At 66.2% G+C, this 20,488-nt stretch carries 22 protein-coding genes; 15 read left to right on the top strand and 7 right to left on the bottom strand.

Annotated features, from left to right (window positions below; translation table 11 throughout):
• Positions 1 to 3: 3 nt before the first annotated feature.
• Positions 4 to 543, top strand: a complete 540-nt coding sequence (locus J6U32_RS16665) for a tetratricopeptide repeat protein (protein WP_208791308.1) — start codon at positions 4 to 6, stop codon at positions 541 to 543.
• 6 nt (positions 544 to 549) lie between these two features.
• Here the strand turns inward: J6U32_RS16665 and J6U32_RS27725 are convergent, their stop codons facing one another.
• Entirely contained in the window at positions 550 to 894 is a 345-nt protein-coding gene (locus tag J6U32_RS27725) for a DUF6319 family protein (protein ID WP_338837840.1), read from the bottom strand.
• Here J6U32_RS27725 and J6U32_RS27720 point away from each other — a divergent pair.
• The 6 genes from J6U32_RS27720 to J6U32_RS16635 all read left to right on the top strand — a co-directional run bounded on the left by J6U32_RS27720 (position 806) and on the right by J6U32_RS16635 (position 6,142).
• On the top strand, positions 806 to 1,111 hold the full coding sequence (locus tag J6U32_RS27720) for a hypothetical protein (RefSeq protein ID WP_338837876.1): 306 nt from the start codon (positions 806 to 808) through the stop codon (positions 1,109 to 1,111). The genes J6U32_RS27725 and J6U32_RS27720 overlap by 89 nt on opposite strands.
• A gap of 329 nt (positions 1,112 to 1,440) precedes the next feature.
• Positions 1,441 to 1,779 carry an ArsR/SmtB family transcription factor gene (locus J6U32_RS16655; protein ID WP_208791306.1) on the top strand — a complete coding sequence of 113 codons (339 nt, stop codon included), beginning with the start codon at positions 1,441 to 1,443 and terminating at the stop codon, positions 1,777 to 1,779.
• Between the two features lies 1 nt (position 1,780).
• Complete coding sequence (locus J6U32_RS16650) at positions 1,781 to 2,428, top strand: dihydrofolate reductase family protein (RefSeq protein WP_208791305.1); 648 nt, start codon at positions 1,781 to 1,783, stop codon at positions 2,426 to 2,428.
• A gap of 7 nt (positions 2,429 to 2,435) precedes the next feature.
• The gene (locus J6U32_RS16645; RefSeq protein ID WP_094600588.1) at positions 2,436 to 2,897 is read left to right on the top strand and encodes an SRPBCC domain-containing protein; all 462 of its coding nucleotides are present in this window, start codon (positions 2,436 to 2,438) and stop codon (positions 2,895 to 2,897) included.
• 81 nt (positions 2,898 to 2,978) lie between these two features.
• A complete protein-coding gene (locus tag J6U32_RS16640) occupies positions 2,979 to 3,599 on the top strand; it encodes a dihydrofolate reductase family protein (RefSeq protein WP_208791304.1) in 621 nt (206 codons plus the stop codon).
• Positions 3,600 to 3,745: 146 nt separating this feature from the next.
• Positions 3,746 to 6,142: a lysylphosphatidylglycerol synthase transmembrane domain-containing protein gene (locus J6U32_RS16635; protein WP_208791303.1), complete on the top strand. Its 2,397-nt coding sequence runs from the start codon at positions 3,746 to 3,748 to the stop codon at positions 6,140 to 6,142.
• Between the two features lie 61 nt (positions 6,143 to 6,203).
• Here J6U32_RS16635 and J6U32_RS16630 read toward each other — a convergent pair whose 3' ends face one another.
• Positions 6,204 to 7,658, bottom strand: a complete 1,455-nt coding sequence (locus tag J6U32_RS16630; protein ID WP_208791302.1) for an MFS transporter — start codon at positions 7,656 to 7,658, stop codon at positions 6,204 to 6,206.
• A 357-nt stretch (positions 7,659 to 8,015) separates the two neighbouring features.
• Here J6U32_RS16630 and J6U32_RS16625 point away from each other — a divergent pair, with 357 nt between their 5' ends.
• Entirely contained in the window at positions 8,016 to 8,480 is a 465-nt protein-coding gene (locus J6U32_RS16625; protein ID WP_208791301.1) for an SRPBCC family protein, read from the top strand.
• 26 nt (positions 8,481 to 8,506) lie between these two features.
• Here J6U32_RS16625 and J6U32_RS16620 read toward each other — a convergent pair whose 3' ends face one another.
• Positions 8,507 to 9,049 carry a hypothetical protein gene (locus J6U32_RS16620; protein WP_208791300.1) on the bottom strand — a complete coding sequence of 181 codons (543 nt, stop codon included), beginning with the start codon at positions 9,047 to 9,049 and terminating at the stop codon, positions 8,507 to 8,509.
• A gap of 117 nt (positions 9,050 to 9,166) precedes the next feature.
• Between J6U32_RS16620 and ilvD the strand changes: the two genes are divergently transcribed.
• From ilvD to J6U32_RS16605, 3 genes are all read left to right on the top strand, one after another.
• The gene (gene ilvD / locus J6U32_RS16615) at positions 9,167 to 10,882 is read left to right on the top strand and encodes a dihydroxy-acid dehydratase (protein ID WP_208791299.1); all 1,716 of its coding nucleotides are present in this window, start codon (positions 9,167 to 9,169) and stop codon (positions 10,880 to 10,882) included.
• A 63-nt stretch (positions 10,883 to 10,945) separates the two neighbouring features.
• Complete coding sequence (locus J6U32_RS16610) at positions 10,946 to 12,628, top strand: ABC-F family ATP-binding cassette domain-containing protein (protein WP_208791298.1); 1,683 nt, start codon at positions 10,946 to 10,948, stop codon at positions 12,626 to 12,628.
• A 110-nt stretch (positions 12,629 to 12,738) separates the two neighbouring features.
• On the top strand, positions 12,739 to 14,040 hold the full coding sequence (locus J6U32_RS16605; protein ID WP_208791297.1) for an ammonium transporter: 1,302 nt from the start codon (positions 12,739 to 12,741) through the stop codon (positions 14,038 to 14,040).
• Positions 14,041 to 14,049: 9 nt separating this feature from the next.
• Here J6U32_RS16605 and J6U32_RS16600 read toward each other — a convergent pair whose 3' ends face one another.
• Together J6U32_RS16600 and J6U32_RS16595 are read right to left on the bottom strand one after the other, a co-directional pair.
• The gene (locus J6U32_RS16600; protein WP_244332052.1) at positions 14,050 to 15,075 is read right to left on the bottom strand and encodes a hypothetical protein; all 1,026 of its coding nucleotides are present in this window, start codon (positions 15,073 to 15,075) and stop codon (positions 14,050 to 14,052) included.
• A 53-nt stretch (positions 15,076 to 15,128) separates the two neighbouring features.
• Complete coding sequence (locus J6U32_RS16595) at positions 15,129 to 15,773, bottom strand: pentapeptide repeat-containing protein (RefSeq protein WP_208791296.1); 645 nt, start codon at positions 15,771 to 15,773, stop codon at positions 15,129 to 15,131.
• A 217-nt stretch (positions 15,774 to 15,990) separates the two neighbouring features.
• On the opposite strand from J6U32_RS16595, the gene J6U32_RS16590 reads away from it, so the two are divergent.
• The 3 genes from J6U32_RS16590 to J6U32_RS16580 all read left to right on the top strand — a co-directional run bounded on the left by J6U32_RS16590 (position 15,991) and on the right by J6U32_RS16580 (position 18,393).
• Positions 15,991 to 16,614, top strand: coding sequence for an LGFP repeat-containing protein (locus J6U32_RS16590; protein ID WP_208791295.1), 624 nt, complete (start codon positions 15,991 to 15,993; stop codon positions 16,612 to 16,614).
• A gap of 125 nt (positions 16,615 to 16,739) precedes the next feature.
• Positions 16,740 to 17,612 (top strand): Cof-type HAD-IIB family hydrolase, encoded by an 873-nt coding sequence (locus J6U32_RS16585; protein ID WP_208791294.1) that lies wholly within the window; start codon positions 16,740 to 16,742, stop codon positions 17,610 to 17,612.
• Positions 17,613 to 17,700: 88 nt separating this feature from the next.
• Positions 17,701 to 18,393, top strand: coding sequence for a phosphoribosyltransferase (locus tag J6U32_RS16580; RefSeq protein WP_208791293.1), 693 nt, complete (start codon positions 17,701 to 17,703; stop codon positions 18,391 to 18,393).
• On the opposite strand, the gene J6U32_RS16575 is transcribed toward J6U32_RS16580, so the two are convergent.
• Positions 18,359 to 18,847 carry an SRPBCC family protein gene (locus J6U32_RS16575; RefSeq protein ID WP_208791292.1) on the bottom strand — a complete coding sequence of 163 codons (489 nt, stop codon included), beginning with the start codon at positions 18,845 to 18,847 and terminating at the stop codon, positions 18,359 to 18,361. The genes J6U32_RS16580 and J6U32_RS16575 overlap by 35 nt on opposite strands.
• Before the next feature lie 3 nt (positions 18,848 to 18,850).
• Positions 18,851 to 19,231, bottom strand: a complete 381-nt coding sequence (locus tag J6U32_RS16570; protein ID WP_208791291.1) for an ArsR/SmtB family transcription factor — start codon at positions 19,229 to 19,231, stop codon at positions 18,851 to 18,853.
• 176 nt (positions 19,232 to 19,407) lie between these two features.
• Between J6U32_RS16570 and J6U32_RS16565 the strand changes: the two genes are divergently transcribed.
• Positions 19,408 to 20,460, top strand: a complete 1,053-nt coding sequence (locus tag J6U32_RS16565) for a YihY/virulence factor BrkB family protein (RefSeq protein ID WP_208791290.1) — start codon at positions 19,408 to 19,410, stop codon at positions 20,458 to 20,460.
• Positions 20,461 to 20,488 lie beyond the last annotated feature (28 nt).

Raw genomic sequence — 20,488 nt, 5'->3', positions numbered from 1 at the left:
ACCGTGAATACCGACGATGACGCACTCGACGATCACGAACTCGAAGCAGCCATTGCCCACGGATTCGACCAGCGGGACCGCGCGAACATGCAGCCGACGATCACGTACTTCGAGGACTTGCTCGCGCGTCATCCCGGACACGCTGCCGTCTTGTACGAGTTGGCGGGCTCCTACGACACAGCCGGCGATGGGGTCCGGGCGGAGGCGTTGTATCGAGAAGCCTTGGCCGCCGGGCTATCCGGTGACCGTCTGACACGCTGCCTACTCCAACGCGGAAGCACCCTGCGCAACCTCGGGCAGCTTGACGAGTCCCTTGCCGTTCTTGCTGACGCGTGCCAACGCTTTCCGAGATCGCACGCGTTGCGCGTCTTTCACGCCCTCAGTGTTCATGCTGACGGTCGGGCCGCGACTTCCCTCGCGATGGTGCTCGAGCTCATGGCCGACGAGATGAGGGACGGAGACATCCCACGCTACGAGGCGGCGATCAGAGGTAACGCGCAGTACTCACGAGATCTCGACAGCGGCGGCGCCGACAGCGCATAGTACCGCTCAGCTATCCGACGCCTGATCCTCAAGATGCGCCAATGCCGCACGCGCGGTTTCGAGTTCGTGACTGAGTTCGTCGATCCTGCGTTGCGCCGCCTCGCGCGCTGCGCTGATGACCTCGTCGACGGCAGCGATGGCCGCGTCGTTACCGAGTTCGCGCATCGCCCGCGCCACGCGATCAGCGGTCACCTCGGTCGCCTTGACGGTTTTCTTGCTGCCCTGCGACACCGAAACGGCCCAGCTTCCTGCGGAGGTTGAGGTGAGCGTGACGCTCACGGCGGCTGTCGTGGTCTTCGCTCGCCGTGGCGCCTTCGGAGCAGCGCTCGAACTCTGCGGACTCGTGTTCACGGTTCGCGGCGTCGGGGCTGCGGTGCCTGCTCCCCCGGGCCTGGATTCGGATTTCCGGATTGTCGAGTTCGACGTGACCGGCGGCGAAGACGGGACGGATCGCGGTGCAGCAACTTTCGCAGGTGCAGGCCTCGCGGCAGAACGCTTCTGTGCCGGAGATGCGGACCCCGTTGCGGCCTGCGACCTCTGCAGTTCATTCGCCTCGAAGGGCAACTGATCGTCGACGCCTTTCGGGCGCACCGTCACGACCGATCCCTCGATGGACACCACGCGAGCCGAGGTCCCGGCGTCGAGGTCGAGGGAAGGCATGGGATCGCGCAGATAGACCGTGACCCTCTTACCCGCGGCGAGTCCGGCGGACAACGCTGTCAGGTCGTCGGACGTCAGACCGTCCCCTTTGCGTACACTCACGGAACCATAGTCGCACATGTGTGCGAGACGACGGTAGTGGGCTTCGGCAGTCAGACCGATTGAACCTCGCCGACGTCCGGCGCGACCGTTGATGCGCCCTTGACTCCAACCTGCGCGTCGGCAACACTTAGGTATGTGCCTAAGTATCACGACGATCTCGACACGGTGCTCCGCGCTCTCGCGGACCCGACTCGTCGCGCCGTCGTCGAACGGTTGGCAACCTCGCCGGCCGTCGTATCCGAAGTCGCGGCACCGTTCCCGATGGCATTGCCGTCGTTCATGCAGCATCTGCGGGTACTCGAAGAAGCCGGAATCATCGTGTCGCACAAGGTTGGACGGGTTCGCACCGTCAGCCTGCGCCCCGGTTCACTCGATGTGTTGCATGTCTGGCTCGGCGAGCAGCGCACTCCTGCAGAACACCAGGCCGATCGGCTCGGCATCCATCTGACCCGCACGACTCGCAAGGAGACCTGACATGACCCGCGTTCGCATCGACATGTTTGTTTCACTCGACGGATACACCTCCATGGGCGGCGAATCCCCCGACAACCCGATGGGCGAGGACTGGGGGCGGCTCACCGCGTCCTACACGGCCACCCGCACCTTTCACGAACGAGTCTTCGGCGATACCAGCGGCGCAGGCACCACCGGCGTCGACGACACTTATGCCGCAGCGCATTTCGAGGGGATCGGCGCCGAGATCATCGGGGCATCGATGTTCGGGCTGCACGCTTACCCTGACGACCCGGACTGGAAGGGCTGGTGGGGTGACGAACCGCCGTTCGGTACGCCGGTCTACGTCCTGAGCCACACCGCGCCACGTCCCCCGATCGAGATGCAGGGCGGGACCACCTTCCATTTCCGCAGCGGCGCAGTCGACGACGTGCTCGCCGAAGCGTCCGCCGCGGCTGCTGGACTCGACGTGCGCGTCGGCGGTGGGGTACGCACCGCCCGCGAGTTCCTGCGGGCGGGACTCGTCGACCACCTACATCTCATGGTCGCCCCGATCGTCCTCGGCCGAGGGATGCGGCTGTGGGACGACCTGCCCGCCCTCGACCGCACCCACAAGGTGACCACCGAGGTCGCCGAGAGCGGCACCATCCACGTCACCTTCACCCGATAGGACAAAGATGAGCATCGAACGTCGGCTCGCGCGCGCCGAATTCACCCTGACCCGCGACTATCCCGCGCCGGTGCACCGCGTCTGGGATGCCTTTGCCGATGAACACGAGAAACTCTCCTGGTGGGGCGGGGGCGACTCGGTGGATCCCATCGAATGGGCCTTCGACTTCCGGGTCGGCGGCCGTGACGTCGCCGAGGGCAGATTCCACGACGGCCCGGTCTCGCGGTATGTGGCCACCTACACCGACATTGTCGAGCACAACCGCATCGTCACGACATACGACATGTGGATCGACGGCCTTCACATGTCGACGTCGGTGGCATCGCTGGAGTTCGAATCGGTGGATGCGGGAACGCGATTCACCCACGCCGAACACGGGGTGTTCTTCGACCGGTTCTGGGCCGACGGGCCCAACCGGGAGAAGGGCACGCGCGGCTTGCTCGACGCGCTGGGTGCTTATCTCGGCTGAGACCCTTCCGGGGCGATGAGTTCCGCGCGGTCGGCGTGTCGATATCTCCGACACTGCACGCCACACTCCCGGAGGTCTGTCATGGGCATCATCCAGATCGAACTATTCTCGACGCTGGATCTAGTCGGCCAATCACCCGGTGGCCCGGATGAGGATCCCGACGGCTTCCCGTACGGCGGGTGGCAGGTACCGCTGCTCAACGAGGTCAGTGGAGCGCAGGTCGTCGCCGCCTACACGCACACCGATGCTCTGCTCCTCGGTCGTCGGACGTATGACATCTTTGCCGGGTACTGGCCGAATCAGGACCCCCAATCGTCGCCGTTCGCCACGCTCTTCAACAGCATTCCCAAGTATGTTGCGTCAACCGGTGATCCGGAGTTGACCTGGTCGGGCTCACAACTTCTCGGCCCCGACCTGGTGTCCGCCGTCGGTGAACTCCGGAACGTGCACGAGCACGTGACCGTGGTCGGCAGCCTGAATCTGGTACAGACACTCGTGCGGGAGGCGCTGTTCGATCGACTCGATCTGTGGGTGCACCCGATCGTGCTGGGCGTGGGTAAGAAGGTGTTCGATCAGGGCGTGCCGCCCACGGTGCTGACGCTCGTCGAGCCGCCGACGGCGTCGCCCGGCGGAACGGTCTTCCTGCAGTACGCGCGAGCCGACGGGACGCCGGGGGTCGGTGACATCGACGCACAGTCGTGAGACCTGCGTCGTCAGTCCCCTCGCCACCACGCCGGACCGCCGCGACCCTCGGACGCTCCTGCGCCGACTATGTTTATGGGAAGCTCGACGGCCCCGGCGCGTACCGGCGCACGGGGCGGCACATAGTCAGCGGAGATTCGGGGCAGATGGACGTCGACGGTCGGCAGATCACCGTGTCGGGGAGCCTGCTGCAACCGCTGTGGCGTCGCACCACCGACATCCTGCGGGTGGTGGCCGCAACGCTGATGCTCGTGGTGGTCGTGGTCGGCTCGCTCATCACCCGCAACAATTGGGTCGATCTCGAGCAGTCCATCTCCCGCATCATCGGGGTCCTGTCCCCCACCCAGGCCGACTTGGTCTACCTCGCCTACGGTCTGGCAATCCTCGCGCTGCCGTTCGTGATCCTGCTGGAACTGCTCGCCGCCCGTCAGTGGCGCATGTTGTGGGCCTACGGCGCCGCAGCGGCGATCACTTTCCTGTCGTTGTCCATCAGCGAGAACGGTGTCAGCGCACCCAACTGGCATTTCGACCGGCACCAGCGATTCAATTCGCTTGTCTCGCAATTCCTCGACGACCCGCGGTGGATCGCGATGCTCGCCGCGGTGTTGACCGTGTCCGGGCCGTGGTTGCCCGCCCGTTGGCGGCGCTGGTGGTGGACGCTGCTGCTGGCCTTCATCCCGATCCATCTCGTGGTCAGCTCCGTCGTTCCGGCCGGAGCGGTCTTCGGGTTGTCGACCGGCTGGTTGGTCGGGTCGATCGTCGTCTGGGTGGTGGGCACGCCCGCTCTGGTGGTACCGCTGGAGAGCGCTGTCCGGGTGCTGGGGCAACGGGGAATCGAGGTGACCGCGCTGTCGATCGTCACCCCTGCCGGTACCGGGCCTCTCGGGCTGGAGGCGACGTCGACGTCGGACGAGTCGACGTCGGACTCGGACGACTGCGGTCGCGTGGTCATCGACCTCTACGGCCCCAATCAGCACAGCGCCGGACTGCTCCGGCAGTTCGTCCGCAAGATCCGACTGCGAACCCAGGAGACCGGTCCGCTGCAGCTCTCGGTCAGCCGGATGGTCGAGCATCGCGGCCTGATGGCGATTGCCGTCGGCGACGTCGGGCTCGCCGACTCCGCTCCCCTCGCTGTCGCCTCCCTCGACCGGGGATGGACGATGTATGCCCACCGCACGCGTCGCGGCCGCGACCTCGACGCCGCGATCACCGACACCACGCCACGGGCGCTGTGGGAGGCCCTGCAGGAACTGCATTCACACGGGATCGCGCACGGTGATCTCCGGGCAAGTCGGATCACCGTTCTCGACGGGACCGTCCTGTTCGGTGGGTTCACCCACGCCGAGTACGGCGCCAACGAGAATCGGATGGAGTCCGACATCGCTCAGATGCTCGCGAGTGCCACCGAGTTGTACGGCGCCGGGCCCGCGGTCACCGCGGCCATCGATGTGCTCGGTGAGGATCGGGTTCTGGTCGCCTCCCGACGCCTCACCAAAACCGCTCTGCCCTCCCGTATCCGGGATGGTCTCGCCGACGCGAAATCCACGCTGTCGCAGGCGCGGGAGGAGATCGTCTCGCAAACCGGCGGCGAGATCCAGGCCGCCCCGATCACCCGGTTCACCCGCAGCCAGGTCATCCAACTCGTACTACTTGTCGCGCTCGTGTACGTGGCCTACCCGTTCATCAGCACCGTCCCGACCTTCTTCGGTGAACTGCGCAGCCTCGACTGGTGGTGGGCGCTGATGGGTTTGGTCGTGTCTATGCTCACCTATGTCGGCGCTGCCGCGGCGTTGTGGGCGTGCGCCGATGGCGTGGTCAGCTTCCGCAACCTGGTGATCATGCAGTTCGGCAACACCTTTGCCGCCACCACCACCCCGGCGGGTGTCGGCGGGCTCGCCCTGAGTACCCGGTTCCTGCAGAAGGGCGGTCTCGGCGGGGTCCGCGCGACGACGGCGGTCGCCCTGCAACAAAGTGTGCAGGTGATCGTCCACGTCGCGCTGTTGATCGTGTTCACCACGTTGGCCGGCACGTCGACCAACCTCGAACATTTCGTTCCCTCGACCACGGTGCTCTACCTGGTCGCCGGCGCTCTGCTCGGCGTCGTCGGTGTGTTCCTCCTCGTTCCCAAGCTTCGGCATTGGTTGGGAACGTCGTTGCGGCCCAAGGTGATCGAGTTACTGACTGACATCCTCGACGTGGCACGCGAGCCGAAGCGGCTCGGCACCATCGTCCTGGGTTGTGCCACCACGACTCTCGGCGGAGCGCTGGCACTGTGGGCCAGCGTGTACGCCTTCGGTGGGCAGACGTCGTTCGTCACCGTCACCGTGGTGACGATGATCGGCGGAACCCTGGCCTCGGCCGCCCCGACGCCCGGTGGAGTCGGCGCCGTCGAGGCCGCGCTGATCGGTGGACTCGCCGCCTTCGGCCTTCCCTCGGCGGTGGCGGTACCCGCGGTGCTGCTCTATCGCGTCCTGACCTGTTGGTTACCGGTCTTCATCGGGTGGCCGGTGATGCACTGGATGACCCGCAAGTACATGATCTGACAACACCGCACGCCCGGCCCTGGTGGGCCGGGCATGCGGTGTGTTCGGAGGCGGCGAGCGGTCACTCCTGGGTGTTGCGTGAGTTGGTCAGCGCCATCGCGCCGACCGCGGTGACGACCCCGACGACGACCGCGAGGATGCCGTAGGTCAGCCGCTCTCCGTGGAAGAACGACTCGACGAGATCGGCGCCCCAGGTGCCGGCCGGGAGCTGGGTGGTGACCACCGCGGCGATGATGGTGCCGATGACGGCGGTCCCCAGGCTCGTGCCGACCTCCTGGGCGGTGTCGTTGAGCGCGGTGCCGATGGACGTGCGGTTGGCCGGCATCGCCTCGACGAGGGCGATGGCACAGATGGTCATCACCGTGCGCAGACCGATGGTCATGACGACCATCGAGAGCGCGATGACGAGATAGCCGTGCTCGACACCCCATGCCAGGCCGCCGAGCGATCCGGCCAGGCAGGCTGCGCCGACGAGGCAGGCGATGCGGTGTCCGAACCGGCCGGCCAACCACTCCGAGATCGGTGTGGCGACGAGCATGGTGACGATGATCGGCAGGTTGGCGAGACCGGCCTTGACCGGGCTCCAGCCGTAGGCGTACTGGAAGTGCAGGATCAGTCCGAACATCACGCTGGCCATCGCGATCGACGTGCCGATCTGGGCGATGGTGGCACCGCGGATCGTCCCGACCTTGAACAGCCGGACGTCGAGCATTGGAGCGGCCGAACGAAGTTCGTGCCAGATGAAGGCCGCTGCGGCGAGCACCGCGCCGCCGATGGAGGCGATGGTGGGCCACGACACCCAACCGTGCTCGACGCCGCTGGTCAACGACCAGCACGCGAGGCCGATCGTGACGATGCTCAACAGTGCGCCCGGCAGGTCGAGTCGATCTTTGGTCAGACCGTCGGAGCGGTCGGCGGCGACGCCGAGCCGGACACCGATGCCGGCGATCAGCGCGATCGGTGCGTTGACGACGAGCAGCCATTCCCAGCGGACGTGTGCCAGGGCGGTGCCGCCGAGGACTGGACCGAGGACGAACCCGGCCATGCCGACCACGATCATGACGGTCATCGCACGCATCCGCAGGGTCTCGTCGTCGAAGAGGCGGAACACGAGCGAATTGGTGATCGGTGCCATCGCGGCGGCGGCGATACCGAGCGCGGCGCGCAAGGCGATGAGTTCGCCTGTCGTGGAGACGAACACGACGAGCAGGCTCAGCAGACCGAAGGCGGTGAGGCCGATGAGCAACACTCGCCGTCGGCCGAATCTGTCGGCGATGGAGCCCGCGGTCAGCAGCAGGCCGCCAAAGGTCAGCGAATAGGCGCCGGTGACCCATTGAAGTGCGACGGTGTCGCTGCCGAGGTCGCGGCCGATGGTGGGCAGAGCGATCGACAGCAGTGTGTTGTCGACCATCTCGACGAAGAACGCGAGACAGAGTGCGGCGAGCGGTATCCATGCCGCTCCGAGTGAGGTGTAGGTGCGCGACGTGGTCGTCGGCGCGGTGGTGACGCTGGTCATGAGGTCCTCCTAGAGGACAGCCGGGGTTCGATTACCGACAACGCTAGGTAGCGGTTCTGTCGTGGCGCTGTCGTGACCTGTCGCCTGCTGTCGCACACTGTCGTGCAAGATGCGTGCCTGCGTTACTGCTGGTCACTTACGCTTGCCGGGTGGATGCCATCGCCTCGAAGCGCCGTTCCCAGCCTGCGCCGCCCTGGGTGATCTTCGACGATCTCGTCGACCCCGATCGTCAGCCACGTCGCCCGTGCTCCTGGTGAACGCGAACCTGCGCCATACCTACGGGCAGTAGCCGACGATCCGACAGCTGTCCCCCGATGGCTGGTTGCCAAGTCGACGCCCCTTGGGCACGGTGGAGTGATGAGCGAACAAACGAGTGTCACAGTGGAACGGGTCATCGACGCACCGGTGGATGCGGTCTTCGGCGTCCTGAGCAACCCGCAGCGCCATCAGAAACTCGACGGCTCCGGATTCATTCGCGGCGTCGAGCACGCCGACCGTATCCAGCAGGTCGGCGACGTGTTCACCATGAACATGGACGGCCCGCACATGGGTGGTGAGTACAAGACCGACAACCACGTCACCGGCTACGCCAAGGACAAACTGCTGGCATGGCAGACCGCACCCGCCGGCACCGAGCCTCCCGGATGGGAATGGGTGTGGGAGTTGGAATCCCAGGGTCCCGACGCCACGCTCGTGCGCCACACCTACGACTGGTCCAAGGTCACCGACAAAGACCTGTTGCAGCAGGTGAAGTTCCCGCTCGTGTCGGCCGATCAACTCGAGGACACTCTGGGCCGGCTGGCCGCCGAGACCACCGGTTAGACGCTGTTGCGAAACGCGTTCGGCGACTACCGGTTCGGCGGCGCGGCACCCACTCGCAGCACCTGCCTCCCGAGAACGACGATGACCACACCCGGAACGACGATCCAGATCAGGTTCGGCAGCACCGCCACCATCAGGAAGCCGCCGAGATCGCCGCGCACCAGTGATTGTCGGGTCATGTCGAGTCCGCTGCAGATCTCCACCAGGAAATAGAGCACGGTCTTCCAGAAGGTGGCGACGCTGACCACGAGCCCGACCACGACGGCCGAGAATCGTCGCCGATGCGTCAGCACCCAGACCAGAGCGATCACCTCGAGGAGATTGGCCCAGCTCTGCGCGCTGCCGAATGCGTCGAACCCGGCATAGCGATGGTCGAAGGTCGAGTAGTAGACGTGCCCCGGCCACAACCACGCCAGAGGACCACCCCGGTGTGAGATCGAGCCGAGCAGTTCGTAGCAGGCGTCGTAGGTCTGGATCAGTGCGGTGATGGTGAACCACATGATCACCCACCGCGGGAGGCGCAGGTCGTCACGATCTCTCACCGCCGCCGGGTGGGGGTGCACACTCATCAGGTCAGCGTAAAACCGCTCGTGGCCAGGCGGTCTGAAATCGCAATCCCGTAACCACACCCGGACTCGTCGACCAACGGCCCGCGTTGGGACGCCAACGGTTCTAGGGTGGGCACCATGAGTCCCGAGAGTGAGTCCACACCCGAGGTGGACATCAAGCCCCGCAGCCGCGATGTCACCGACGGTTTGGAGAGAACCGCAGCCCGCGGGATGTTGCGGGCGATCGGGATGGGCGATGACGACTGGGCCAAACCACAGATCGGCGTCGGCTCGTCGTGGAACGAGATCACCCCCTGCAATCTGTCGCTGGACCGCCTGGCCACCGCGGTGAAGGAGGGGGTGTTCGAGGCCGGTGGCTATCCCCTGCAGTTCGGCACCATCTCGGTCTCCGACGGCATCTCGATGGGCCACGAGGGCATGCACTTCTCCCTGGTGTCGCGCGAGGTGATCGCCGACAGCGTGGAGACCGTGATGAGCGCCGAGCGCCTCGACGGTTCGGTGCTGCTCGCCGGCTGTGACAAGTCGCTGCCCGGAATGCTGATGGCGGCGGCGCGACTCGACCTCGCCAACGTGTTCCTCTACGCCGGTTCGACCCTGCCCGGCTACGCGACACTGGCCGACGGCTCCGAACATCAGGTGACGATTATCGACGCCTTCGAGGCGGTCGGCGCGTGTGCGCGCGGCCTGATGAGTCGCGCCGATGTCGACACCATCGAACGTGCCATCTGCCCCGGTGAGGGCGCCTGTGGCGGGATGTACACGGCCAACACGATGGCTGCGGTCGCCGAAGCCCTCGGGATGTCGTTGCCGGGCAGCGCCGCCCCGCCGGCACCGGATCGCCGGCGAGACGAGTTCGCGCGCAAGAGCGGCGCGGCGGCCGTCGAACTCCTGCGCCGCGGGATCACCGCGCGCGACATCATGACCCGCGAGGCATTCGAGAATGCGATCGCCGTGGTGATGGCATTGGGCGGGTCGACCAACGCCGTCCTGCATCTGCTCGCAATTGCACATGAGGCCGACGTCGAACTGTCTCTCGAGGATTTCGCCCGGATCGGTTCGCGCGTACCGCATCTCGCCGACGTCAAGCCGTTCGGCCGCCACGTCATGACCGACGTGGACCGCATCGGTGGCCTCCCGGTCGTGATGAAGGCACTCCTCGACGCCGGATTGATGCACGGCGACTGTCTCACCGTCACCGGGGCCACCATGGCCGAGAACCTCGCCCACATCGCACCGCCGGATCCGGACGGAAAAGTGTTACGCGCCCTGGATTCTCCGATTCATCCCACGGGCGGGATCACCATCCTCAACGGATCTCTGGCGCCGGGTGGGGCGGTGGTGAAATCCGCGGGATTCGATTCCGACGTGTTCGAGGGGGTGGCACGCGTCTTCGATCGGGAGCGCGCGGCGATGGATGCCCTCGAGGACGGCACCATCACCGCGGGCGACGTCGTCGTCATCCGCTACGAGGGCCCCAAGGGTGGGCCGGGTATGCGCGAGATGTTGGCCATCACCGGTGCGATCAAGGGCGCCGGCCTCGGCAAGGACGTGCTGCTGATGACCGACGGCCGCTTCTCCGGGGGCACGACCGGACTCTGCGTCGGGCATGTGGCCCCCGAGGCTGTCGACGGCGGACCGATCGCCCTGGTGTGCGACGGGGACCGGATCCGCCTCGATGTCGGGTCGGGTACCCTCGACCTGCTCGTCGACGCCGACGAATTGGTATCGCGTGCAGAAACATTCAGCCCATTGCCGCCGCGCTACACCCGCGGCGTCCTCGCGAAGTACGCCAAGCTGGTCACCTCGGCGTCACGGGGCGCGATCTGTGAATGAGTGCGTTACGACATCCCGGATACCGGCAGACCGCGGACCGGCAGGGTGGGGAATCATGAGGGCATGACCGCAACTCTCGTCGCCAAGGACCTCGCCGGTGGCCACGGCCACCGCACCCTGTTCGAGGGACTCGATCTCACCGTGGCGCCCGGCGACGTGGTGGGTGTGGTCGGCGCCAACGGCGCCGGAAAGACGACGCTCCTGCGGATCCTTGCCGGCGATCTCGACCCCATCGAGGGTGAAGTGTCACCGGCGCCGGCCGATGGCTTCGTCGGATGGCTGCCGCAGGAGCATGCACGTGTTCCGGGCGAAACCATCGCGCAGTATGTGGCGCGCCGGACGGGATGTGCGCAGGCAACCGAGGCGATGAATACTGCCGCCGAGATGTTGTCGTCGAATCCGCCTCCCGGTGGACCCGATCCCGCCGATGTTTACGCTGCGGCACTGGATCATTGGTTGGCCACCGGTGCAGCCGACCTCGATGAGCGACTACCGGCGATCCTGGCCGACCTGGGTCTGCGCGGCGCCGGGCACAGCGGTGACCTCGACCTGGGGTCGACGCTGATGACCTCATTGTCCGGTGGACAGGCGGCGCGGGTCGGACTCGCCGCCCTGCTGGCGTCACGCTTTGACATCGTGCTTCTCGACGAACCGACCAACGATCTCGACCTCGACGGAATCCAACGTCTGGAGACCTTCGTCGACGGCCTGCGCGCGGCGGTGGTCCTCGTCAGTCATGACCGAGAATTCTTGGCGCGCACGGTGACCCGCGTACTCGAGCTCGACCTCGCCCAGCACACCACCACGATCTACGGTGGCGGCTACGACGCCTACCTCGAGGAACGCGAGGTACTGCGTCGCCACAAGCGCGAGGCCTATGACGAATTCGCCGACAAGAAGGCCGACCTCGTCGCCCGCGCACGTGTTCAGCGGGAGTGGTCGAGTCACGGTGTGCGCAACGCGATCAAGAAGGCGCCCGACAACGACAAGCTGCGCCGCAAGGCAGCCGCCGATTCCAGCGAGAAACAAGCCCAGAAGGTACGGCAGATGGAGAGCCGCATCGCACGCCTCGAGGAGGTCGCCGAGCCGCGCAAGGAGTGGGTTCTCGACTTCTCCATCGGGTCGGCACCGCGGTCGAGTTCAGTGGTCGCCACCCTGGACGAGGTCGTGGTCCGGCAGGGTGATTTCGTCCTCGGCCCGGTCTCGCTGCAGGTCGACGCCGGCGAGCGGATCGGCATCGTCGGCCCCAACGGGGCGGGCAAATCCACCCTGCTGCGCGCGCTGCTCGGCCGCGTCGAACCCGATTCCGGGCGGGCGTCGCTGGGCGCGAGTGTGGCGATCGGTGAGATCGACCAGGCGCGTTCCCAGCTCGGTGGGGGCGGCAGTGCGCTCGTCGCGCGCTTCGAAGAGTTGTTGCCGGACTTCTCGGTGGCCGAGATCCGAACGCTGGTGGCGAAGTTCGGGTTACGGGCCGGCCACGTCGAACGCCCGGCCGCCGAGCTCTCCCCCGGTGAACGAACCCGTGCCGCGATGGCGCTCCTGCAAGCCCGCGGCACCAACGTGCTGGTGCTCGACGAACCGACCAACCACCTCGATCTGCCCGCGATCGAGCAGTTGGAGAAGGCGCTCGACGCCTATGACGGGGCGTTGCTGCTGGTGACCCATGACCGGCGGATGATCGCGACCGTCCGCCTCGATCGCCGGTGGCGGGTGGAGTCCGGCCGCGTCGTCGACGACGTGTTGTGACGGCGCCCCGAAAGCCCGAAATGCCGGTTTGGCTCGATAGTCTAATCCCCTGCAGCCGAAGAATATTGAGCCGATAGACTTTCGTCGCCCGGACGCAACGGAAGGCGGCGATGTTCCCCAAGTACGGTATTCCCGACGGTGCCGACACGGCGTGGATGCTGGTGGCATTCGCGCTCGTCCTGCTCATGACACCCGCTCTCGCACTGTTCTACGGCGGCATGGTCCGCTCCAAGAGCGTCCTGAACATGATGATGATGTGTCTGTCGGCGATCCCCATCGTGTGGATCCTGTGGGTCGTCGTCGGATATTCGCTGGCCTTCGGTGACGATCACGCGGGACTGATCGGGAGTTTCGGCTCGTTCCCGGGCCTCGAGCACACCTTCGGTCACGATGCCGCGCATCCGACGACGATCCCGCTCGTCGGCACGATTCCCGCGATCCTGTTCGTCGCCTTCCAGGCCGGGTTCGCGATGGTCACCGTGGCGTTGATCGCCGGTGCGGTCGCCGACCGGATGCGGTTCCTGTCGTGGGTGGTGTTCGCAACCATCTGGTCGCTGCTGGTGTACATCCCGGTCGCGCACTGGGTGTTCAGCGCACCCGGATTGACCGAAGAGCACGGCGGCTGGATCGTCGCTCACCTCAAGGCCATCGACTTCGCCGGTGGTACCGCGGTCGAGATTAATTCGGGTGCGTCGGCGCTGGTGCTCGCCATCCTCCTGGGACGGCGGCGCGGATGGCCCAAGGATCCGATGCGTCCGCACAATCTGCCGTTCGTCATGCTCGGGGCCGGTCTGTTGTGGTTCGGCTGGTTCGGGTTCAACGCCGGATCGGCGTTGGCGGCCAACGGGTCTGCGGCGATCATCGCGGTCAACACCCTCGGGGCGGGCGCGGCGTCGATGGTGTCGTGGCTCGTCGTCGAATACGCCCGGCACGGTCGGCCCACGTCCTTCGGTGCGGCATCGGGTGTGATCGCCGGCCTGGTGGCGATCACGCCCTCGTGTTCGGCGGTGACGCCACTCGGCGCGCTGGCGATCGGCGCTGTCGCCGGTGCGCTCAGCTCGTACGCCATCGAACTGAAATTCCGCTGGCGCTATGATGATTCGCTCGACGTGGTCGGGGTGCATTTCGTCAGTGGTGTCGTCGGCACCCTGATGATCGGCCTGGTCGCCTCGAGCTCTGCACCGGCCGGCGTGGACGGGCTGTTCTACGGGGGCGGATTCGATCAGCTGTGGCGCCAGGCGGTGGCTGTGGTGGCGGTACTGTCCTACGCCGTCGTCGTCACCGGGATCATCGGTCTCGCACTCAAGTACACGATGGGTCTACGTGCCGATCGCCAGCACGAGGTCGACGGCATCGACGACGCACAACATGCCGAGTCGGCCTACGACTTCCACACCGCCGGTGGTCGGTGAACACACCGCTCAGCTCGCCCGGCGCAGCGTCGAGACCATCTCGGCGACGACGGCGGGACTGACCGCGTCGGGAACGCCCTGCGGAGCCGAGATGACGAAGAGCACGCACCCCTGTTGTCCGGGCACCGTTGTGGCCACCATGGAATGAATGGCGGTGGGGCCGACACAGTTCGAGGTCGCGATGTCGCTCACCGATGCGACGATCTGTACCGCGGGAGCCCCGCCGACGGTGAGTTGTCGGGGTGGGCCGAGGTGCACCGTCGGGACGTGTCCGGAGTCCGAGGTATAGATGCCGGCAACCAGCGACGCCTCCACATGAACCGCCTTGTCGATGTCGGTGGTGTTCGATGCACCCGGCAGCCCGGAGACCGCGACCGAGTTGTCACCACAGCCGGGTACGTCGAGGGTGGCCGCACCGCTCATGGTTCGGATCGCGCAGTAGCCGAAAGGGCCGTCGTTGCACCGCTTCTCCCAGCCGACGAGTGTGCCGCAGCTCGCCACCTTCCAGTTGGACGGGACGTCATAGGCCAGACCGCGTTTGCCTGCGACGGTGTGCCATCCGGCCGGGGTATCGGGGGCGGCGGTGGCCGGTGGACACTGTGCGGCTGCCGGAGCCGATGCCGAAGGTGAACTGGACGGCGTGGGAGTGGTGGTGCTCGGGAGTGCCGACGACGACTGCGCGGCGTTGGCGGAGGTGTCGTGATCGTCGTGCGTGGAGCGCACCACCAGTACCACCGCAGCGACGGCCACGACGAGAATCAGGATCACTCCCGCGGCGATGACCGCGAGTGCCTTGCCGCTGCCCCCACCGCGCGGCGGCCCGCCGGGGCCGCCCGGCGTTCCGGCGTCCCAGGCTGGTGGTTGCTGCGCCATGGGGTGGCCCGGATACGCAGCCCCCGGGTACCAATGAGGTTCGGTCGGATACCCGGGTGGTTGGTGGCCCGGCTGCTGGTAGCCGGGCGGCACGAAGCCGTAGTGTCGATGATCAGGCTGCTGATTCGGGTCCGGCTGGTTGCCCTGTGTCGGATGGCTCACTGATCTCCCCCGAGGTCGCCGTGCACGGGCAGCCACGGTATCACCCGAGTGCGTCAGTCGACGGCGATGCCGAGGTGCGCCGCGAAGTGCCCGGTGAGCCCGAGCGCCTGCTCGCTGTCGATGGTGCATCCCCGCAATCCGTCGAGGTGATGGATCGTGCCGATGTCGAGTCCACGTAGGTCGACGTCGGACAGTGTCGCCTGATGGACATCGAGTGTCGTCACCGTGCAGTCCTCGAAGGCCATACGTGTGACGGTGGCGTCGACGAGATCGAGTTCGCCGATGATGCACCCCCGGAACAGCACGTCGCGGACGTCGCTGCCGCGGAAGTTGGCCAGCTCGATCTTCGCCGAATCGACCACCAGTGACCGAATCCGGGATTCGAAGAGATCGAGTGCCCCGACGCGGCTCGCGCAGATCTCGACTTGCCGTATGAAGCTGCGCGGCATGGACATCCGTGGCGCGTTGATTCCCTCGAGCCGGGTCTCGACGAGTCGGGCGCCGGTCAGATCGGTGTCGTCCAGCGACACCGAGGTCAGCCGGCACCCGGACAGTTCCAGCCCGCTCAGATCACGTCCGGAGAGGTCGACGTCGGTGAGCCGGACGAGTTCGACAGTCGCATACGGTTCGAGTTGGTGGGCATCGCCCACCTCCGCGGAGGTCAGGGTCAGAGTCTCGATCTGTGGTCGTTTCGCCACGCGTGCGACGTCCTTTCCTCGGCGATGCAGACGAGCGTAATGCGTCCCGGCGCCACCGCTTCGAGCACGGGGGTCCGGATGATCGCGGCGTCGACACGCCGGATGCTGTTCTTCGCGAACCCTGGATTCATGATGACAACTTCGTTAGCCTGCCGAATGGGTCGTTTTCGATGGGCCCATCCGCTTGGCCGAGAACAGTGAGAACCGAAGGGAAATCATGAAGAAGACCATGCGAATGGCAGTCGGTGTCGCCGCGGTGTCCGTGGCTGTGTTGACCGCAGCGGGATGTAGTGACGACAACAGCGATTCGGCGACATCGTCCTCGTCGGCCGCATCATCGATGATGAGCGAGAGCAGCGCGTCCTCCTCCAGTGGTGCCCAGGCGCAGGGCGCGTCGGTCGCATTGACCGCAGCCGACGGCACGACTGTCACCCTGACCGGACCCATCGCGACGAAGTACGAGGCCGCGACCGCCAAACAGAAGACCGACCTGGGTAAGCCGAAGACAGGGGCGGAAGCGTCTGGAACGGGCGCCAACGGCGTGGTGTACCAGCAGTTCGACGGAGGGGTCATCACCGCCAAGAACGCCGAGTCCGGTACGCCGGCGTACATCACGTGGGGCAAGATCCGCGACGCGTGGAATGTGCCGCGCGACGCCGTCGGTCAACCGGCCACCGACGGGAAGGGTGGCTCGCAGGGGCCACTCGGTACCGCAACGAGCGATGAGACCGAGTCCGGCACGCTTCGGACCTCCACCTTCGAACACGGCAAGATCACCTGGGACTCCGCGACCGACAAGGTCGAGGTCACGGTGAACGGCAAGGTCGTTCCGGCCGCGTAGACCGAGCGTGGACGCTGCGCCCCGATCGGTCGAACCGATTGGGGCGCAGTCCTGTCCGGCCCGACCGTGCAAGGCTCACCCACTGGCGCCTTGGCCCGCCGGCCGGGCGCGGGTTACCGTATCGCGTGACCGGAGACGACATGGCCTCGCCGGAGCGAGCGACAACGCACCTTCCGCCGGTACCCACCGACCTACGGCTGGTGGTCACCGACATGGACGGCACACTTCTCGACGAGCACAAGCGCATCCCGGAGTCGCTGTGGCCGTTGCTCACCGAACTCGATCGCCGCGGTATCGTCTTCAGCCCGGCGAGCGGACGGCAGGCGGCAACGCTGCTCGATCAACTCGGCCACGCCCTACCCGAGATGGTGGTGATCGCGGAGAACGGTGCGGTGGTCGCGCGAGGGTCCGAAAAGCTCAGTGTCACAACACTGGACGCGGCCGCGGTACGCGATGTCCTCGATGCGGCGCAAGAACTCGCGACGGCGGGCGTCGACGTGGGTGTGGTGTTGTGCGGCCCCGATACCGCGTTCGTCGAGCGATCCGACGAGCCCTTTCTCGCCCAGGTGCGTCCCTACTATCACTCGCATCAGATCGTTGAGGATCTCCGCGGCATCGACGGTCCCTTCGTCAAGGTCGCGATCTACGACTTCGACGACGTCGAGAAGGACACCGCGCCACGGATGACCACCATCGAGGGTGCGATGCAGGTGGTCGTCTCGGGACGCAACTGGCTCGACGTGATGGCGCCCGGGGTGGACAAGGCGGTGGCGGTGCGCGCCGTGCAGCAACGCCTCGGGATCACCCCCGCGCAGACCATGGTGTTCGGCGACTATCTCAACGATCTGGCCATGCTCGGCACCGCCGAGTATTCCTACGCCATGGCCAATGCCCATCCCGAGATCCTCTCGGCCGCAGCCCACCTCGCTCCGTCAAACGCGGAGAACGGAGTGGTCCGCACGGTACGAGCCGCGCTCGGCCTACCCGACCTGCGGTGACACGAGCAGGTCCATCGGCATCGTCGCGTCCTGCGCTGCCGGCGGTTTTTTCACCCGGTTCGACGGACGCCGGGAGCGCTGCGGGTGGATGCTGGAAACGATGAGATCCGACCGCCCGTACCGTGACCGTGCCGACGCCGGTCGCCGATTGTGCGCGTCGTTGTCACACCTGCGCGGGCGCGCCGGCCTCGTGGTGCTGGCGTTGCCGCGCGGCGGCATCCTCGTCGGGCTACCGGTCGCCGCCGACCTCGGGTGTCCTTTCGACATCTGCCTGGTCCGCAAGCTGGGGGTCCCCGGACAACCCGAGCTGGCCGCCGGTGCGATCGCCGCCGATGGGACGATCGTCACCAACGACGAGATCATCGCGCGCACCCACACCACCGAACGCGATCTCGATGAGGTGATCGCCACGGAGACAGAAGAACTCAACCGTCGAGAGCGCGTCTATCGCGGCGGTGCGCCGATGCTGGACGTGGCGGGCGGGACGGTCGTGCTCGTCGACGACGGCGTCGCCACCGGCGCCACGATGCGTGCTGCCCTGAGCACGCTGCGGCGCCAGGGCGCGGCCGAGTTGATCGTCGCGGTCCCGGTCGGCCCCGAAGGTGTCGACCGCGACTTTCCCGAGGCCGATGTCATGATCTGTCCGATGACCCCACAGCACTTTCGCGGCGTGGGCGGCGCGTACGACGATTTCGCCCAACTCACCGACGAGCAGGTCTGCGCGATGCTCGACGCGACGCGGCCCACTATCCGGCGGCGAGGAAATCGTCGATCTGATTGATTGCCCCCGAAGCCCCTTCGACGACGCCCATGTCCAAGACCTTCTGCAAGGCCTCGGCGGTCTCGTATCTGCTCAGGTAGGTCGCCACGGTACGTCCGCCCTTGTCGGCGAAGCTGTACTCGTTGACCGAGACCGGCAGCGAGTCCACCGGGGTGAAATCCTCGTCGGCGAATCCGTCACGGAAGGTGAATCCATGCGGCTCGTCGAGGGAATCGATGATCCAGTAACCGGCGTACTTCTCCCCCTCCGGCCCGGTCATGAAATACGTGACCCGTCCGCCTGGCGTGAAATCGTGGTCGACGAAGGTGGCCGGGTGACTCGGCGGACCCCAGATACGTTCCAGCTGACGGGGATCGGCGTAAATCTGCCAGATCCGTGACGGTGGGGCCGCGAACTCCGCGGTGATGGTCAGTGTTCGGGAATCGATGTCGTGGGTGACGTCGGTGACGGGCATGGGTCAATCCTCCTGGTGTCTGACAACTTCGGTGTCGTGTGTGTGTATTTCCCGGTCCACGGTGTCGGCGATGAGGTCGTCGATCCGCCCGATCCGGCCGCGCCAGATCTGCTCGAGGTCGGTCAGCATCGTCGCCACCGAACGCACCGCGTGCACGTCACCGGTGGCCAATTGCTCGCGACCCTGACGCCGCTTGGTCAACAGCCCTGATCGTTCGAGCACGGCAACGTGCTTTTGCACTGCGGCGAAACTCATGTCGTAGTTCGTCGCGAGCGTCGAGACCGAGTGTTCGCCGGCCAGTACCCGCCGCATGATGTCGCGGCGGGTGCGGTCGGCCAACGCGTGGAACATCGCGTCGGCGCGATCCTCGTCGTCCTCGATCACGAGTCCAACATACAACCAAGTGGTTGTATGTTGTCAAGCCTTCGCGACAACTGCTCGAGGTGGGACCGGACCAACACGCCGTCGTTGCGCTGTCCTCCGTCACCAGGACGGCGCCGTCGGTGATGATCGTGGACGAAGTGATCGAGAGCTGGAACCGTCGAGCGAGGTGGAGTGCGATGTCGTTGAGCGCTGGTGTCGACCGTTTCCAGCGTCGCCATCCGCTGAGCGGCTATCCCCTCGCGGTGGCGTACAAGTTCTTCGACGACCAGGGTGGTTACCTCGCGGCACTGCTCGCCTACTACGGGTTCATCTCATTGTTTCCGCTGCTGTTGCTGTTGACCACGGTCCTGGAGTTCGTTCTGCGCGACAACCCCGAACTGCGGGAGCGAATCGTGGACTCGGCGATGTCGCAGATCCCGGTGATCGGTTCCGAGCTGGGACAGCCCGGGCAGCTCAGCGGAGGAACGGTGGCGGTGACGATCGGTGTCGTCGGCGCCCTCTACGGTGGGCTCGGCGTCGCCGTGGCCATCCAGAACGCGATGAACGTCGTCTGGGCGGTGCCACGCAACGACCGACCCGATCCGATTCGCGTGCGTCTGCGCGGGATGCTGCTGCTGTCGACAGTGGGCACCGCGATCATCGGGTTGACCGTGGTCAACGGCGCAATCGCGGCCGTCGACCTCGGCACCACGGGGAAATGGCTGTCGATCGCGGGATCACTGGTGTTGACCGCGGTCCTGTTCGTGGTGGCTTTCCGCATCGGTACGGTGCGTGAGCTCGGCGTCCGAGACGTGCTGCCGGGCGCGATCGCCGCCGCGATCGGATGGCAGGCCCTGCAGAGCTTCGGCAGCATCTACGTCCAGCATGTCATCGCCAACGCGAGTGCGACGACAGGTGTGTTCGCCGTGGTGCTGGGTCTGCTCGCGTTTCTCTACATCGCGGCGATTCTCGTCGTGTTCTGCCTCGAGGCCAATGCCGTGCGGGTCGACAAGCTCTACCCACGCTCGATGCTCACCCCCTTCACTGACAACGTGGTGCTCACCTCCGGCGACAAGGCGGCCTACGCGGCCCAAGCCAAGGCGCAGCGCCACAAGGGCTTTCAGGAGATCCAGGTGAGTTTCGACAAACGTTCCGCCGACAAACGCCCCGCCGACAACCGATCCGGTGACGAGGGATCCGGAGACAACGTATCCGGCAGCCAACCATCGGGCAGCGACCCGGAAAGCTGAACGCGCACCGGCCGATCCATTGGGGCGG

This window comes from Gordonia polyisoprenivorans, from assembly GCF_017654315.1.
Classification (GTDB): domain Bacteria; phylum Actinomycetota; class Actinomycetes; order Mycobacteriales; family Mycobacteriaceae; genus Gordonia; species Gordonia polyisoprenivorans_A.
Note: the sequence above shows the minus strand (reverse complement) of the source record. Positions and strands in the feature narration are given on the sequence as shown.

What these genes read in the sequence shown, in the direction of transcription:
- J6U32_RS16650 (WP_208791305.1), top strand. Translation starts at nt 1,781, where the DNA reads ATGACCCGCGTTCGCATCGACATGTTTGTTTCACTCGACGGATACACC.
- J6U32_RS16645 (WP_094600588.1), top strand. Translation starts at nt 2,436, where the DNA reads ATGAGCATCGAACGTCGGCTCGCGCGCGCCGAATTCACCCTGACCCGC.
- J6U32_RS16640 (WP_208791304.1), top strand. Translation starts at nt 2,979, where the DNA reads ATGGGCATCATCCAGATCGAACTATTCTCGACGCTGGATCTAGTCGGC.
- J6U32_RS16635 (WP_208791303.1), top strand. Translation starts at nt 3,746, where the DNA reads ATGGACGTCGACGGTCGGCAGATCACCGTGTCGGGGAGCCTGCTGCAA.
- J6U32_RS16630 (WP_208791302.1), bottom strand. Translation starts at nt 7,658, where the DNA reads ATGACCAGCGTCACCACCGCGCCGACGACCACGTCGCGCACCTACACC.
- J6U32_RS16625 (WP_208791301.1), top strand. Translation starts at nt 8,016, where the DNA reads ATGAGCGAACAAACGAGTGTCACAGTGGAACGGGTCATCGACGCACCG.
- J6U32_RS16620 (WP_208791300.1), bottom strand. Translation starts at nt 9,049, where the DNA reads ATGAGTGTGCACCCCCACCCGGCGGCGGTGAGAGATCGTGACGACCTG.
- ilvD (WP_208791299.1), top strand. Translation starts at nt 9,167, where the DNA reads ATGAGTCCCGAGAGTGAGTCCACACCCGAGGTGGACATCAAGCCCCGC.
- J6U32_RS16610 (WP_208791298.1), top strand. Translation starts at nt 10,946, where the DNA reads ATGACCGCAACTCTCGTCGCCAAGGACCTCGCCGGTGGCCACGGCCAC.
- J6U32_RS16605 (WP_208791297.1), top strand. Translation starts at nt 12,739, where the DNA reads ATGTTCCCCAAGTACGGTATTCCCGACGGTGCCGACACGGCGTGGATG.
- J6U32_RS16590 (WP_208791295.1), top strand. Translation starts at nt 15,991, where the DNA reads ATGAAGAAGACCATGCGAATGGCAGTCGGTGTCGCCGCGGTGTCCGTG.
- J6U32_RS16580 (WP_208791293.1), top strand. Translation starts at nt 17,701, where the DNA reads ATGCTGGAAACGATGAGATCCGACCGCCCGTACCGTGACCGTGCCGAC.
- J6U32_RS16575 (WP_208791292.1), bottom strand. Translation starts at nt 18,847, where the DNA reads ATGCCCGTCACCGACGTCACCCACGACATCGATTCCCGAACACTGACC.
- J6U32_RS16565 (WP_208791290.1), top strand. Translation starts at nt 19,408, where the DNA reads ATGTCGTTGAGCGCTGGTGTCGACCGTTTCCAGCGTCGCCATCCGCTG.